The 14,697-nt window shown below is 63.4% G+C and carries 13 protein-coding genes; 3 read left to right on the top strand and 10 right to left on the bottom strand.

Annotated elements, in window-relative coordinates; genetic code table 11:
- The first annotated feature begins 60 nt into the window (after positions 1-60).
- Positions 61-879 (top strand): alpha/beta fold hydrolase, encoded by an 819-nt coding sequence (locus tag OG874_RS29685; protein WP_330250396.1) that lies wholly within the window; start codon positions 61-63, stop codon positions 877-879.
- Between the two features lie 865 nt (positions 880-1,744).
- Here the strand turns inward: OG874_RS29685 and OG874_RS29680 are convergent.
- The 4 genes from OG874_RS29680 to OG874_RS29665 form a co-directional block, all read right to left on the bottom strand.
- Positions 1,745-2,197 carry a hypothetical protein gene (locus tag OG874_RS29680; protein ID WP_330250395.1) on the bottom strand — a complete coding sequence of 151 codons (453 nt, stop codon included), beginning with the start codon at positions 2,195-2,197 and terminating at the stop codon, positions 1,745-1,747.
- 35 nt (positions 2,198-2,232) lie between these two features.
- On the bottom strand, positions 2,233-3,060 hold the full coding sequence (locus tag OG874_RS29675; protein ID WP_330250394.1) for a hypothetical protein: 828 nt from the start codon (positions 3,058-3,060) through the stop codon (positions 2,233-2,235).
- A 386-nt stretch (positions 3,061-3,446) separates the two neighbouring features.
- Positions 3,447-3,926, bottom strand: a complete 480-nt coding sequence (locus OG874_RS29670; protein WP_330250393.1) for a hypothetical protein — start codon at positions 3,924-3,926, stop codon at positions 3,447-3,449.
- Positions 3,927-4,091: 165 nt separating this feature from the next.
- Positions 4,092-4,496: a hypothetical protein gene (locus OG874_RS29665; protein WP_330250392.1), complete on the bottom strand. Its 405-nt coding sequence runs from the start codon at positions 4,494-4,496 to the stop codon at positions 4,092-4,094.
- 681 nt (positions 4,497-5,177) lie between these two features.
- On the opposite strand from OG874_RS29665, the gene OG874_RS29660 reads away from it, so the two are divergent.
- Both OG874_RS29660 and OG874_RS29655 read left to right on the top strand, forming a co-directional pair.
- Positions 5,178-5,888: a hypothetical protein gene (locus OG874_RS29660; protein WP_330250391.1), complete on the top strand. Its 711-nt coding sequence runs from the start codon at positions 5,178-5,180 to the stop codon at positions 5,886-5,888.
- A gap of 728 nt (positions 5,889-6,616) precedes the next feature.
- The gene (locus OG874_RS29655; RefSeq protein WP_330250390.1) at positions 6,617-8,242 is read left to right on the top strand and encodes an IS1634 family transposase; all 1,626 of its coding nucleotides are present in this window, start codon (positions 6,617-6,619) and stop codon (positions 8,240-8,242) included.
- Positions 8,243-8,333: 91 nt separating this feature from the next.
- Here OG874_RS29655 and OG874_RS29650 read toward each other — a convergent pair whose 3' ends face one another.
- The 6 genes from OG874_RS29650 to OG874_RS29625 form a co-directional block, all read right to left on the bottom strand.
- The gene (locus OG874_RS29650; RefSeq protein WP_330250389.1) at positions 8,334-9,788 is read right to left on the bottom strand and encodes a hypothetical protein; all 1,455 of its coding nucleotides are present in this window, start codon (positions 9,786-9,788) and stop codon (positions 8,334-8,336) included.
- 345 nt (positions 9,789-10,133) lie between these two features.
- Positions 10,134-10,478, bottom strand: a complete 345-nt coding sequence (locus tag OG874_RS29645; protein ID WP_330250388.1) for an ArsR/SmtB family transcription factor — start codon at positions 10,476-10,478, stop codon at positions 10,134-10,136.
- Positions 10,478-10,921, bottom strand: coding sequence for an SRPBCC domain-containing protein (locus tag OG874_RS29640; protein ID WP_330250387.1), 444 nt, complete (start codon positions 10,919-10,921; stop codon positions 10,478-10,480). Before OG874_RS29640 ends, OG874_RS29645 begins: the two co-directional genes overlap by 1 nt.
- A gap of 209 nt (positions 10,922-11,130) precedes the next feature.
- Positions 11,131-12,405 (bottom strand): glycoside hydrolase family 130 protein, encoded by a 1,275-nt coding sequence (locus tag OG874_RS29635; protein WP_330250386.1) that lies wholly within the window; start codon positions 12,403-12,405, stop codon positions 11,131-11,133.
- Positions 12,405-13,415: a glycosyltransferase gene (locus tag OG874_RS29630; protein ID WP_330250385.1), complete on the bottom strand. Its 1,011-nt coding sequence runs from the start codon at positions 13,413-13,415 to the stop codon at positions 12,405-12,407. The genes OG874_RS29635 and OG874_RS29630 overlap by 1 nt, the downstream gene beginning before the upstream one ends.
- On the bottom strand, positions 13,412-14,593 hold the full coding sequence (locus OG874_RS29625; protein ID WP_330250384.1) for a glycosyltransferase: 1,182 nt from the start codon (positions 14,591-14,593) through the stop codon (positions 13,412-13,414). The genes OG874_RS29630 and OG874_RS29625 overlap by 4 nt, the downstream gene beginning before the upstream one ends.
- Between the last annotated feature and the right edge of the window lie 104 nt (positions 14,594-14,697).

The following is a 14,697-nucleotide window of genomic DNA, read 5'->3' as shown; positions in this document are numbered from 1 at the left end:
AGCGGGATAACGTGACATTCGTCCAATACGGCGTGACGAGCCCGCGACGAAGCTGTCGGTATGAGCGAATCGAGTCCCACCCGAACACGCGATGACACGACAGTCCGCGGGTTGCACGTCGTCATCGACGGGAACCCGGCGGCACCGCCCTTGTTACTCATCCATGGTTCGGGCGCAACCGGTTCGATGTGGGCACCGGTGGTGCCGTCGCTCGCTACGGAGTATCGGGTGATCACGATCGACCTTCCGGGATGCGGCCAGTCCGAGCCAGCGTCGACGTATGCCGTTGCGCAGCAGGCGGATCGGACGGCGACGGTGTTGGACGAGCTCGGCGTCCGAAATCTGAAGGTGGTCGGTCACTCCAGCGGAGGGTATGTCGCTACCGCCCTCGTGGAGCGTCGTCCAGACCTGGTCGGCGAGCTGGTCCTGGTCAGCACGGGGCCGAGTCACGCAGCGCTTCTCCCCGAGCCAGCGATCATCCGGGTTCTCGCCTCGCCGCCCTTCGGTCCGCTCGTGTGGGCGATCCGTACCGACTCGATGATCCGCCGCGGACTGGCAGCGACTGCGGCGGCCCCGATCACGGTGCCCGACGGGGCTGTGGCCGACTTGCGAAGGACGTCTTATCGAGCTTTCCGCGCGATTCTCGCCGCCAACGTCGACTACATCGCCGCGCGGACCGTGCCCCAACGCCTCATCGACGCCGGAAAGCCCCTCCTCGTGATCTTCGGGGATTCCGACCCTCGTTGGGACCCAGCATCGGCGCACCAGTATGAGGCGGTGCCGGGTGCCAAGCTGGAATACCTTCGCGGAGTAGGGCATATCGCGATGCTCGAGGACCGCGACGCCCTCGCCCGCTTGATTCTCGACCGCGCACTCTAGGTCGTCCCGAAGCATTTCCACCTAATTGCGTTTGGCGAAATCCCTGAAGACGGGCGAGGAAGAGTGCAAATCCGCGTGCTGTACGACCGACTGATAATGCGCGTCAGCCGCACGTCCTCCTCCAACGACGCCGCTGAACCGGGACCACTTGGATCCCGGTGGCTGCGTCATCGGATTGCTCATGGCTCAATTCTAACGACGCGGTGAAACTGTCCCGGTATTTCAATAGCAAACCCGCAGCTCACGAACCGGCTCCATACGACAGCGGGCCAGGCGACAGCGGGCCAGGCGACCGATCGCGGGCCGCCGATCGTCGGAATTCTGTGAAACGCCGCCCGAGGGGAACTCAAGTACCGGAGTACAAGCGAACTCGGCCCGCCTCGTGCAGTCATGCGTTCCGGACCACTCTTCGGCCTCTGGGTGTGCTACGACCGTCAGGCGGGTACCTGGACCGGCGGCGCTATGCCCGCTGAGGTTCAGCGTTCCTCCGTCCGGCCCGTTAGGCCAAGCCGGTGTCGAAGCGGGGAGTGGGAATGGTGATGATGATCTGAGCTCGGGCCCGATGGTGTCGTCGATGGGCTTGGCCGGTCGTTGGTGAGTGCCCGGGGCAGAAGGTTCTGGCTCGCAGTGGTGACCATGGTTGCTCGGTCGTTGGCGGAGTCGCAGTTCGGCGGCGGCGGATGCTGCTGCCGAGTCTCGGAGAGTGGAAGTTGGCGGATGTGTCGGAAAGACGAGTGCAGGTGGGACTTGAACCCGTTAGTTCGGCGAATTCGCTGGCGATGTGTGTTCGATCACGTCGAATTTATGTCATTCGATGTGGGGAACAAGGGGTAATCAGTGTGCGGCTGGGATTATTTAATCCCATTTAATTTCCGCTGACGCCATCAATTGCATTCAGGGCCTCTGCTACTTCGGCTTCGTAATATCCTGTTCGATAGCGTGTTTCAAGCTCTCCCAGAGCTTCAAAAGCGGCTCTCAATAGCTTCGGATACACGGCCGCGATCGACTTGGGTAAGTATCTCACGATATCGCTCGGTGATTCGGGTTCTTCCTGGGAGACAGAGGAGCGGCCCGGCGAGGTCGGATCGTTAATTTCCTCATCGAGGATAACGAGCTTAACCCGGGTAGGAGCTGTGATCTGAGATGGCACCGATCGGGCGAGTTGTTTCAGATAATCGCCGTTCTTCGGATTCCATCCCAACTCGACCATCGGTTCTCGGGGCACATTAGCCAGCTCGAATGTTAGCTGCCGAATAACCTGGAAATTTTCTGCGCTGACGAGATGCTCTCGATAATGTCCGGGGTCCGGTGCTGACATCTTCTCCGGGTCCTTCCTGTCAATCCAAGTCATTGTCACAGGCCGTCGAAGTACTCGCGTCCGTCCTTTGGCGTGAACACGGTTCCTCCATCTCCATCCTCGATGACTACAGCACCTTTCTCCGGATCCCAATATGCCGTTCGGCCCCTGGGGAGATGCTTTACCTCCGTTGGTACCTCGCCGTCGAGGACCTTGCGAACGTACTCGGGAAGTTCCGCGGCGCCTACGCCGGGTACGTAGTGTGAGCCATCTCCCTGCGCGGCACGTCCATTTGCGTGTTCGGCGATCTTCTTCGCGATCTCTTGTGTAATCGGATCGTTCCCGCCTAGGGCTGGCGCCGCTGTAGGGCTGTTGTCGTCGATGAGGGCCTTCATGGCGATGATGGCGGCCAGTTTGGTGAGTGTGGCGGTGAGGTCGGGGACCTTGCCGAAGGCGTCGATGACACCGACGGCGACGCTCGCAGCCAGGGTGATCTTGAGGATTTGGAAGAGCCGCTTTGTCGTGTAGAGGCCGCGAATGGTGGCGATCGTGTCCTCAACAGCGAGGGCGACACCGCCGCCGGCGACCGCGAGACTGCCGCCGAAGCTGAAGATCGCTCCGACGATGGCGCCGGTGACCAGCAGCCCGACGGCCCAGGCGAAGGTGGTCATCGCCGTCTTGATGCCTTCGCCGACTTCGACTGTCGAGCTGTGATAGCCCGCAACAGGGGCGGCGACATTGAGGGACGCGGAGGCCAGGAGATCGGCGCTGGACTTCAGTGTCCCGAAGTGTTCCTGGATCTTGGCGCGATTCTCTGCCGCATCCATATCGTCGAACAACGCGGAGATCCCGCCGATCTTGGCCGCAGCTCCGGTGATGGTCACGTGGTTGGCGAAGGTTTTCCACGTGTCTGCGGCCTTGGAGAGTTTGTCGACGTCACCGTTGGGAAGTTTCCCGAAGGTACTGACGATCTTCGCAGTGAGTTCGTTGAAGAACTCCTCTACGCCACCGTTGTGTTTGACGCCGTCGCCGTTGTCGTGGACGGAGCGGGATGGTTACCTTGTACTCGGAGACCTGGCGGAGAGTTGGTCGCTGGGGTTTGGCGTTGTCTGCGATCGCGTATTTGTAGCCATTCGCGTAGAGGACGTTGCCGAAGTTGGTGAGGGCGTCGGCCAGGTGTGTGCAGGTCTGCATAGTGTCGCGTGCGTACTGGTCGTACGCTTCGCCCCATTGCTTGCATCCGGGGGCGTCCCCGGCCATGCCTGCACATTCACCCTTGACGGCGTCGTGTACCGGTTTGTCGGTGCGCCGCAGCTCGGAGGAGGGCGCGGCCGGGGTGGTTCCCGCAGACCCAAGTCCGATCCTGCTGTCTGATCTCGTCGTCGATCCAGATGAATGAGCGTCCGGCGGCCAGGCTGACCAAAGTTCTGGTCTTCCAATGCAACTCATCGTCGTAGTAGTCGCCGTTGGGATATTCGGGCAATGTCACCACCGGCAGCTGTGGCAGACCGAGGATCGGAGCGAGGACGCGGTTGGCGTCCTCGCCCCACCCGGTGGCCCACATCAGTTCACAGCCCAGTGCCAGCAGTCGGTCGCCGAGGCTTCGGGTCAGCCGGGACAGGATCGGATTCGATGGCTGCTGCCAGGTAGACCAGTCCACCTTGCTCACCGACGAAGCGGTAGCGCGGTAGGGAAGCAATGTCCCATCGACGTCCAGGAACAATAACGGTTGATTCGAACCACCGGTCACGCCGACAATTCTGCGTACCCGGACTGGCACAATGGCAACGAACACCTAATTCGCGTGTCGATCAACGCCATTCGATGGCAGAGCGAAACCTCTACGTTGCCGTTCGCTGATCTGCCTGCCGATTGGGCCGGCCTGCCACAAGGCCGTCGGTGGATCGAGGCTCAGTCACCCGCAGTGCACGCCGAATTCCTCCCAGAGGTCGTCCTTGATGCGGCCGCCCCAGTCGATGCACTTGCCTTCCGCCTCGACCTTCGCATAAGCGAAGTCGGTGAATTGGCGGTCGTCGTTGATGACCACCTGGGAGTGGTCCTTCGACTGCCGCACAGCGGCGCCCATCGATATCGGCTCGCCCGCCTTGTCCCGCACGGTGACCACGCAGTTGGTCCTACCGTTGTAGGTCAGAAAGACCGTGCCGCCCTTCAAATCGTGTGAGTCGATCACCTTGAAGCCTGCACCGCACTGGCCGTCATATGTTGCCGCGGACGCAGTGGCCGGGAGGAATACCGCCACCCCGGCAGTGATCCCGATTGCGGCCGCACACACGGCGATCGGCTTTCTGGCGTTGATCAATGTGGCACCTTTCCTCTTGCAAGTGACATCTAGCGTCCGGGTTCACCCCGCACGCTCGGCACCCGAACTCGGGCACCGTTGCTGCTGCCGTGCCGAACCTACGGCGGCAGTTGACGACCGCGTATTCGCGGCCTCCCAGATCTGGGAACCTTGCGTCGCACCAGGAGTGGTCGGCGGGGACCCGAATTCACCAACTGCTACCGCACGTACTCGCCGACCGGCAGCAGCGCATCGATCGAGTCGCATTCGCGGTCGGCCTCGAATCGCTACTGGACGGACTCCAGGGCCGATTCCAGTTACTACTGGGTAGTCAGTAGCCCGAATCCATTGCCGGAGCTGTTGATCGGGTCACAACCGGCGCGCCGACGCCATCGCAACCATCGCCGCACCGGCTCGGTTGCCGCAGCAGCACGAGAGCTACGAAAACACCTACGAGAGAGCAGGATTCACCGAAGCTATCCGGCTGAGCGGCGCTCGGACCAGGGCTTTCGGGGTGGGTACAGCGCTGTCGTCTGTGCAGGGGATCACGTTGCCCCTTCGGAGCGTGGCGGCATAACGTAACTTCCTGTTAACAGGACGATGTCGTCCTGACCAATTCCTTTTATTCGGTCCCTCAGGAGGACATGCCCCGCAGTGCCCGCTTCCTCTGATCAGGCAGCGGCGCAGCAGGTGTGGTTAGAAATGGCATACGCAACGCCTTGGCAAGTCAATGAAGTTCAGCTCGTCCCGTCCGAGAACAGTGGCTATCGCATTCGCGAACTGACCGCGCAACGTTTCGATCTACGATCCGACTGGGGTTACCTGTGCGCCGCGGGCCTGAGCCTGCTGACGTTCCTATTGCTGTTCCAGCCCTGGGTTTCGGCATCGGGACCGAACGGCAAGGTCAGCGCCAATGCCTTCGGCCGAATCGACGGCTTCACCAGCAGCAGTTCGCAATCGGGCGGGCAGGACGCGGTGAGCATCAGCGGTGCATGGGCCGTCCTCACCGCCATGGCAGTCGCCGGCACCGTCTTCTCGGTCGTGCTGTATTTCCGGGTGCGCAGCCAGACGCTGTCCCGCCTGGTCATGGGCACCAGCGGCGCTGCGGCTCTCTTCGCGCTCATCACCTTGCTCTATCTCAACAGCAAGGCGCCGGAGCTACGCGAACTTACCGAATCCGCCGCTAATGCCGGACTCTTCAGCTGGCTCTTCGGCAATGACGTGGCGTCGAACCTCGGGCTGGGCGAGCACCGAATCGCCAGTGCTGGGCTCGACCTCAGCGCGACGCTCAGTGCTCTCTCCGCCTTCGGCGCCGCGCTGGCCGCCGCCGCGATGGGACTGCGCAAACAGTCGATCACCGTACTCCCCATAATTGCGACGCCGCGACCATATCGCGCGAAGATCGCTGCGTGACAACCTGACTCAGGCCGACCATCACTTGACGGTCGTGTTCACCCAGTCGACAACAGCCCGCTGATACGCAGCGGTATTCGGTGCGAGATGCACCGAATGCCGCTGCCGGGCAGTACGAAGGTGTGCTGACGGGCACCAGTCGATAGCCTCGCCAACGAGGTCTCCGGTCAGATGACGATAATCTCGGTCGTTGATCTATCTGCCGGAGGCCGCACCAGCCGACGATCACCGAGTGTCGACGGGGAGCGGGCTGAGAGGGGCGACAAAGGCGATGCAGCACTTCGCAATCCACCACGACGGTGTCACGATCCCGGTGTCTCGCGGCGGCCGGGGACGGCCGCTGGTCCCGCCCCGGGCTGAGCTCGACACAGGCCGATCTATATCAGCTGGTCGAGCTGCTGCGGCGCGACCACGACGTGGTGACCTTCGACCTCAGGGTCCATGGGCTCGCCTCGCCCGCTGACCGGTACTCCTTCTCGTGCGCGAGCAGCCGCACATCGCACGTCCTGGCTCGACGCCGATCACGGGCTGGTCTTCACCCACGCCCCGGAAATCGCCCGGATCATCCGGAATGCACAAGGCCCAGTGGCCAGGCCGACTTCTGGGTGATCAGACCTGAGTTAGGACGCCTTCGGTGTCGTTTTGATCTTGTAATCGTTTGACCTGGGGTTTTGGTGGCATTGAAGGGGTCTGTGGGGTACTAACGCGGGCGGGTAGGGTTCGGCGGGGTGTACGTGCGGAAGGTGCGCACCGCGTCTGGAGCGGTGGCGGTGCAGGTCGCGAGCAAGGACCGCGGCCGGGTGCGGATCGTTGAGCATGTCGGGTCGGCTCACACCGATGCTGAGCTGGGGATTCTGTTGGAGCGGGCGCGGCGGATCGTCGGTGGGGGCCAGGGTGTACTCGACCTCGATGTGCCGGATCCGGTCGAGCGGGTCGCCGATGTGGCTGACTTCCGTGCCCCGGCGTTGCTGCCGCCCGAACCAAGGCCGGCGATGTTCGCTTCTGCGGCGCGGACTGTGGGCACCAGCTCCCGGTTGCTCTACGACGTCCTCGGAGGTGTTTACGATCGACTCGGTTTCGGCGTCGTTGTCGATCCGGTATTTCGGGATCTGGTGATCGCGCGGATCGTGGAGGCGACGTCGAAGGCCGACGCACCCCGTGTCCTGGCCGATCTCGGCGCGGATCCGGTGTCGTACAAGACGATTCAACGACACCTCGCCCAAATCGGGCCAGCCGGATATCGGGACCTGATCGCGGGCAAGTGCTTCGCCCACGCCGCCGCCACCGGGGGCTTGAGCTTGGTGCTCTACGACGTGACGACACTGTATTTCGAGGCCGAGAAAGAAGACGACCTGCGCAAGGTCGGGTATTCGAAGGAACGACGCGTCGATCCGCAGATCCTGGTCGGGCTGCTGGTCGACCGCACCGGGTTCCCCTTGGAGATCGGCTGTTTCGAAGGCAACACCGCCGAGACCACCACGATCGTGCCGATCATCGCCGGTTTCCAGGCCCGTCATGGAATCGCTGCCACCCGTATGGTCGTCGCCGCGGACGCCGGGATGCTCTCGGCGTCGAACCTGACCGAGCTCGACTCGGCAGGGCTGTCGTTCATCGTCGGCTCCCGCACGGTGAAAGCGCCAGTCGATCTGGCGTCACACTTCCACTGGAACGGCGAGGTGTTCACCGACGGGCAGATCATCGACACCGTCACCCCACGCCACGCCAAATCCCAGGTCAACGACCGCCGCAAACGCGCCGAACCCGTGTGGGACCCCGACACGCAGCCGAAAGCGTGGCGGGCGGTGTGGCAGTACTCGGCGTCGCGGGCCCGCCGCGACCAGATCACCCTCAATGCCCAAGAAGCCAAAGCCCGTGCCGTGATCGCTGACAACAAGCAGGTCAAATCCACCCGCTTCGTCAAAATCGCCGGAAAAGATCGCAGTCTCGACGAGAAGGCGCTGCATCGAGCGCGGGCGCTGGTCGGATTAAAAGGCTACGTCACCAACCTGCCAGTCACGAAGATGCCAGCCGCCGAGGTGATCAGCAAATATCATGCTCTCTGGCAGGTGGAACGATCGTTCCGGATGTCGAAAACCGACCTGCGGGCGCGGCCGATGTTCCACCGCACCCGCGACGCGATCGAAGCCCACCTGACCATCGTCTTCGCAGCTCTCGCAGTCGCACGCGCCGTTCAAGAACGCACCGGCCTAGCGATCGGGAACGTCGTCAAACAACTCCGGCCACTACGGACCGCGACCATCACCATCAACGGTGTCACCGAATCATTCCCACCCGAAATCCCTACCGCACAAGCCGAAATCCTCGACCGCCTCGGACCCGAACCGGGGTACTAAACCAAATGTCCTAACTCAGGTCAGACCGGTCAGGAATCGAGAAGCGCTGGTCACCGCGGGTTTTCCGCTCGCCGGGTTCGCTGCGACGCTCCTATGCGCGCGGATTTCTCACCACGTTGGTGAACGACAACAGTGCTAGCGCCGCGAGTCCCCATGCAATAAACCGCAGCAACAGGAAGCCGGCCATCCACGCCCATTGTCTTCCGTTGGCAGGTGCGGCGACCCACAGGTCCTTCATGCCGAGCGGCGCAAACGGCAGGAAGCTGTCGATTACGACCCTGAACGAGTCCGACCACCCTAATATATTCGCTGAATTGGCAGGCTGTCCAACGGGGGACTTGGGTGCAAATACATCGCCATAATGCAGTAGCGCCGCTGCCGCAACGACGATACAGGCCAACCAGACAACCGCACGCCATGCGCTGTAGCCGTACCCGACCAGTGCGCCGTGCAGCCGTCGCGCAAACCGCATTGGCGACAGTTTGGGGAGCCGCTGAGTGAATCGATTTTCGAGCCGTATCAAGGCGCGGCGACGCGTCGAAAGCTCTCCGATAGAAGTGCAGTATGACGCAAGTTGGATGTACGCGTGCGGAGGAAACGCATTGGATTTGTCCAACACGTCGAGCCACTCGCCAGCCGATATGCCGCGCAGCCGGTCATAGATGAAGCCCTCGACCTCGAAAGTGCATCGTTCAAATACGTCTTTACGCACATATATCTGCTTGCATGCTGCTCCGCGAAGGCTGACGTTGCCCTCGGTGGAAAACTGTGGCAGCGCTACTGTGCGAATATAAAGAGTGCCCTTGATATCGCAGTTGGCAAGGCTTAGCGCGCCCTTGTAGTCGGCGCCTTCATGACTCCAGCCCAGCGAATTGCGTGAGGTGAATGTAGTTCCCTGTAGCCGGACGTTACGCTCGACGGTCATCCCGGATGCGTACATGCCGCCGGTTACTGTAGAAGCATGCAAGAATAGATCGCCTATATTGGATCGGAACAGTTCGATTGCCATTCTATGCGTGACATCTTTCGGCCCGATGATAGTACTGTGCTGCAGGTATAAGCCACCGGCTATCTTCACTCCGATCGCGTAGAGTCCCCGCTCGCTTCTGAAATCATTTCGCAGCGCCAGACTGCCGTCGATTGTCGCGCCGCGAACATTCACCCATCCGATCCGGGTTCCTTCGAGGCCAACGTCTCCGGTAACCCGGGCGCGTTCCATGAGCAAGTCCCCGTCAACCAGGCAATTTTGGAGCGCAAGCTGCCCCTGCCATTCGAGGTACGACAGGTCGATGTTGCCGTCGATGTAGCAGCCCTTCAGCCGCAGGCCCCGGTGGTGCAAGGTCCCGAACTTGCCGGACAGCGCTTCGTAGATCAGTTCGCCCGGTAACCGGTTGACCTCCGACGGCGCGGTTGGGCGAACGTTCGAGAGCTCCAGCTCGACACCAGTGAGCGCGGCTTGGATGACCCGATCCTCGAGGCTCGGTGGACGACCAAGCCACAGTAACTGCAGTGTTGCGTCGATGATTGAATCCATGGCCGCGCCCAACCCCTTGCTCCTCGAACATCGTGGACGTGATCGAAGCTGCGATCGTAAGTCGCGCGGCCGTCGTAGGTTGCGGAGTTGATCAAGGCTACAACCGGATATCGGCGTGTCCGACGCATGTCATCTTCCCGCCGGTGTGTGCGCCGGACATGCTGCCGCAGTACGTGACCCGGCGCCAACAGGACATGGTTCGTCCGCTTCCGTTTGTCGATTCCCTCGAGCCACTTGTCGAACCGGGCTCGTCGCAGCACGTCGATCGTGCTCGGTGTGTGGAAGTGGCAGGCTCTGCCAGGGGTGAAGCCGATTCATTCGTCCTGGAGGAGTAGCCGAAATGCGGGGTGATCTGTCCTAGGACGAATCCCGTTCTCCTGCTTCAGCAATCCGTTTGATCCTGGCCAACCGCCGATCCCAGTCCGAGGCGAGCGCGGCCATCCATCGCGCGGTCGCGTCCAGCGCCGCGGGTCGCACCGCATACCGCACCTCACGGCCGACCCGGTGGCTGGTGACCAGTCCGGCCGCGTCCAGGACGGCGAGATGTTTGACCACCGCCTGGCGCGAGACGGGTAGACCCGCCGCGAGGGTGGTCGCAGTGACCTCGCCTTGTGCGGCAAGCAGATCGAGCAGTCGGCGGCGCATCGGATCGGCGAGTGCGCCGATGACGTCGTCGACGGCGCTGCGCGGTTCCTCCGTCACTAGGACGGCTGTTCGGCGCGCTTCCGCAACGCGTCGAACACCTGAGGCCAGCCGCCGCTGTTGTCCTGTACCGCCTTCGAGCGCAGTTCCTCGGATCCGGCCAGCGCGGCGAACCCGCTCTCGACCACGCGCAGACGCACCTGGCCACCCTCCTCGGTCAGCGTGAACTCGATCAGCGTGCTGTTGTCGTCGCGCAGCTCTTCACCCGGAAATGCGCTGGCCCAGCGGTAGGCCAGGTACTTCGGCGGATCGACCTTCTCGACGCGCACCGGAAAGTCGCCGTACTCGGCGTTTTTCGCGACGATCGAGGTGCCCTCGACCGCCACGGTGCCGGAGACGCTCGCCTCGTCGCCCACCCAGAATCCGGGTTCGGCCACCAGTGACCACACCCGTTCGAGGGATGCGTTGATCAGGGTTTCCCGTTCGATCCGGTCTTCGCTCATGAGGGGGACTCCTTCGTTGTCGGCATCTTGTGCAACCTCAGGGTTGCACATCGGCGCGTCAGGTGCAACCCTGAGGTTGCACATCGCTGCAATCCGAACTACGAAACCCCGAGGGAAATCGGCAGCCTGCGGAAGTTGATCACCACCGGTCAAGGGGCAGCCCAACCCGAAGGAGGATCCGGCCGAGGTGACTGCTGCCCGCTGAAGATCTACGCGAGGAGTTGTCGCCGCAGCGCGCTCAGGTCGATGAAGGCGAATCTGATGGCGGAGTCGCTGCAGCCGTAGGGCAGGACCAGGGTATTCCGATGGACGAGCGCGCCGCACGAGTACGTGACGTTGGGTACGTAACCGTCGCGTTCGTCTTCGATGGGGGTCAGCAGAGGTTCGCGGAGTGCGCCGATGAGTCGAGTCGGATCGTCGAGGTCGAGCAGGATCGCGCCGATGCCGTAGGTGCGCATCGGACCTACGCCGTGGGTCAGCACCAGCCAGCCGTCGGGTGTCTCGATCGGCGGACCGCAGTTGCCGAGTTGGATCAGCTCCCACGGTTGGGTCGGTCGATAGACGGTGACCGGGGCACGCCATACGCGGGTGTCGGCCGAGCTGACCACGCTGATGCTTTCCCGGTCCCACCGCGAGAGCATCAGGTAGCGGTTGTCGACGCGTCGCGGAAACAGTGCCATCCCTTTGTCTTCGGCGCCGGACCCGGCCAGCCGGGCGCTGACAAACGTGTCGAAATCGTTGGTGCGCAACAGACGTGGCGCGATATGGGCGCCGTCGAAGGCGGTATAGGTGGCGTAGTACGTCACCGCCCCGTCCACCTCGGTGAACCGGGTCAGCCGCGCGTCCTCGATGCCGCGGCTCTCGGCGGAGGTCTGGGGAAAGATCACGCGCTCCGATAGCGGACGATCGGCGGGAAAGGTCACGGTGTAATCGCCCGCCGTCGACGCGGCGACCCGGCCGATATCCAGAAAGGGCGACGGCTCGTCGAAGCGCAGCGAATCGTGTTGGGCGAGCACGCCGGTTCGGAATTCGATGCTGGAGAGATGACCTTCGCCGAGGGCTCGCATGCTCATGACGAACCGCAGTTCGCCCGCGGCCAGGCCGGATTGGTCCGGGTGCGCGACGATCGACGGGTTGAACAGCGCCGCGGCTTCGACCGCGTACTCCTGGGTGAAATACGCGCCGATGAGCTGTCGGCGCTCGGGCGTCAGCGTCGCCGTGCGCGGCAGCAGATGTTCGACGAGCGCCGCGTGCTCGGCGAACGTCGCGTCGATATCGCGGTGGCGGTCGCCGAACCGAGTTCGCACGGAAGCCAGGCCGGCCAGTATATCCGCGTCGGCGAGTGCGAGCACCCGGTCGATGATGGCCTCGGCGCGCGAGATCCCTTGTCCGAGAATCTCTTGGCCGGGCAGGAACAGCCTGGCCAGGACGCGGCGGGCGTCCGGCAACAGCACCGTGGCGCTGCGCCGGACGAGATCGGCCACTACGGTGTCCGCGTGAGTCGGCGCGCCTGCTGCTGGGTGGAGATCAGCGCGAGCGTCGACTCGGCGCCCTGGTTCTCGTTGCGGCCGGTGTGCTCGAGTCCGTCGCAGCAGCCGCCGCTGGCCGGGTCGATCAGGGGAGTGTCGACATCGTTCGTGCCGCGGAACCAGGCTTCACACAGCAGTACCGCATCCTTCCAGTGCTGGTCGCCGGTGTCGTCGTAGGCGCGGGCGCAGGCGTCCGCCAGGGTCGCGACCTCGATGGGTTGTTGGTCGAAGCCGGGCCGGGTTTCACCGGTCGTCCAGCCGTCGACCGGGGTGACCGATAAGTGGTCGCCCGAGGTCTCGATCTCGAGTAGCCAGCGCAGCATCGCGAGTCCATCGGCATAGACGCGGCCCTGTCCGGGCAGCATCGTGCCGACCGCGAGTAGCGCTTCGGCCAGCACCGCGTTGGCATAGTGCAACCGCGGCTCGGGCCAGCGCCAGTCGAGACGGCGGGTCGGCGGGCCGATCGCGGCGGTGGCGCTGGCCAGTAGTTCACGCGCTTCGGTGTTTCCTGGCTCGACGCGCAGCACCTCGGCCGCGCCGAGTGCGGCGAAGGCCATGGCCCGGGGGAATGGGGACCGCCGTCGCGCACCAATGGTGAAGTGCGCCAACGCGACCTGCGCCAGGTCGGGTTTGCGGGCGACGACCGAGCCGAGTGCCCACAGGGCGCGGCCCCAATGATCTTCGAGGCTCGGTTCGTCCTGCCAACTCCGGTCGGTGCCCCGACGGTTGTGGCAGCTTCCGTCCTCGTTCAGTGCCGCGACGATGAAGTTCAGATACACCGCGATGTTGTCGAGTAGTTGTTCGGTCGGCTCGGGCTCGCGGACGGCCACCACGAGGGCGCGCGCGACATCGTCGACACAGTAACCGTTTTCGGTGCGGGGCGTGGTGAACTTCGCGTGTTCGAAGATGCCGCACTCGTCGCTGAGCCGGAAGAGGTGCGTGTAGGAGATGCTGATGGTATTCATGCCGTAGCCAGCTTCCTGTCGGCCCGCAGCGTTTCCGCGGCGAGGTCTCGGTACTTTCGGCCTACCGAAGTCCACAGTAGTTCTGGTGCAATGCGTTTCGCTTCGGCTCGCATGCCGGCCGCGAGGCCGGGTTCGGTGAACACGCGGCGCAGTGCGGCGGCGATCTCGGTCGGCGACTCTCGATCCACCAGCAGTCCCGCGCCGCTCGACAGCAGTTCTTCGGCATGCGGGAAGGCGGTCGATATCACCGGTTTGCCCGCCGCGACCGCCTCGATCAGCACTCCTGATGTCACCTGCTCGCGCGAATCGTAGGGCAGCAGAACGACATCGGCCTGCCGGATGAGCCGGTACAGCTCGACGTTGGCCAGGTAGCGGGCGTCGAAGTGCACGGCGTTGGCGACGCCGCGACGATGGGCGCGGTCGATGAGGCCGGTGCGGTAGGACTCACCGTGGCGCGCGAGCACTCTCGGATGTGTCTGTCCCACCACCCGGTACTGTGCGGCCGGGCGCAGGTCGGTGATGTGGGCCATCGCGTCGATGCCCCATTCGATGCCTTTGCCCTCGCCGAGCAGTCCCCAGGTCAGGATTACCGGTGTTCGGGAGATCGGCTGATGTTGGTCGCCGGACTGTCCGGAGCGATTGTCGGTGGCACCGTGCGGAATTACCCGGACCTTGGTCGGGTCGACCACGTAGTGGTCGATGAGTCGTTGGCGGGCCGTGTTCGTCATGGTGACGACGGCCGCGCAATGGCGGACGAGCTGCTCGAGGATCATCCGTTGCTGCGGTGTCGGGGTGACCAGTACTGTATGCAGTACGATGATGGTCGGAACCCGAAGGGCGCGAACGGTTTCGAGGATATCGACGCCGTCTCGCCCGCTGTAGATGCCGTATTCGTGCTGGATGATCGCAATGTCGAAGCGGTTGAGTGCGGTGGCCGCGGTGGCGGCGCCGCGGTGGTCGCTGCGCTCCCACTGATGTGCCACCTCGGGCGGCGGTGTCGGATCCGAGCTGTCGACCACGGCGACGACGCCGACCGTCGGGCGGCGCCCGAAATCGACTGGCACGAAACCGATTTCGCCGGGCGCGGTCAATGCGTCGACCAGTGCGCCGGTGAAGGTCGCCAGCCCGCACTGGGTCGGTGAATAGGTGCTCAGAACGCCGTAGGACCGAACTGACACTACGCCAGCCTTTCTGCTTCGAGGCAGCGCCGACGGTGCCGCTGTCTGCAGCCACTCAATTGGCTGATCGTGTTGCGCTGAAGCGCTTGAGAATCCGCTCCGGA

The organism is Nocardia sp. NBC_00565 (assembly GCF_036345915.1).
Taxonomy (GTDB): Bacteria; Actinomycetota; Actinomycetes; order Mycobacteriales; family Mycobacteriaceae; genus Nocardia.
This window is presented reverse-complemented; position numbering and strand designations above follow the sequence as displayed.

Excerpts from the sequence above, each read along its gene's own strand:
- OG874_RS29685 (WP_330250396.1), top strand. The coding sequence starts at position 61 with ATGAGCGAATCGAGTCCCACCCGAACACGCGATGACACGACAGTCCGC.
- OG874_RS29680 (WP_330250395.1), bottom strand. The coding sequence starts at position 2,197 with ATGTCAGCACCGGACCCCGGACATTATCGAGAGCATCTCGTCAGCGCA.
- OG874_RS29660 (WP_330250391.1), top strand. The coding sequence starts at position 5,178 with ATGGCATACGCAACGCCTTGGCAAGTCAATGAAGTTCAGCTCGTCCCG.
- OG874_RS29640 (WP_330250387.1), bottom strand. The coding sequence starts at position 10,921 with ATGAGCGAAGACCGGATCGAACGGGAAACCCTGATCAACGCATCCCTC.
- OG874_RS29630 (WP_330250385.1), bottom strand. The coding sequence starts at position 13,415 with ATGAATACCATCAGCATCTCCTACACGCACCTCTTCCGGCTCAGCGAC.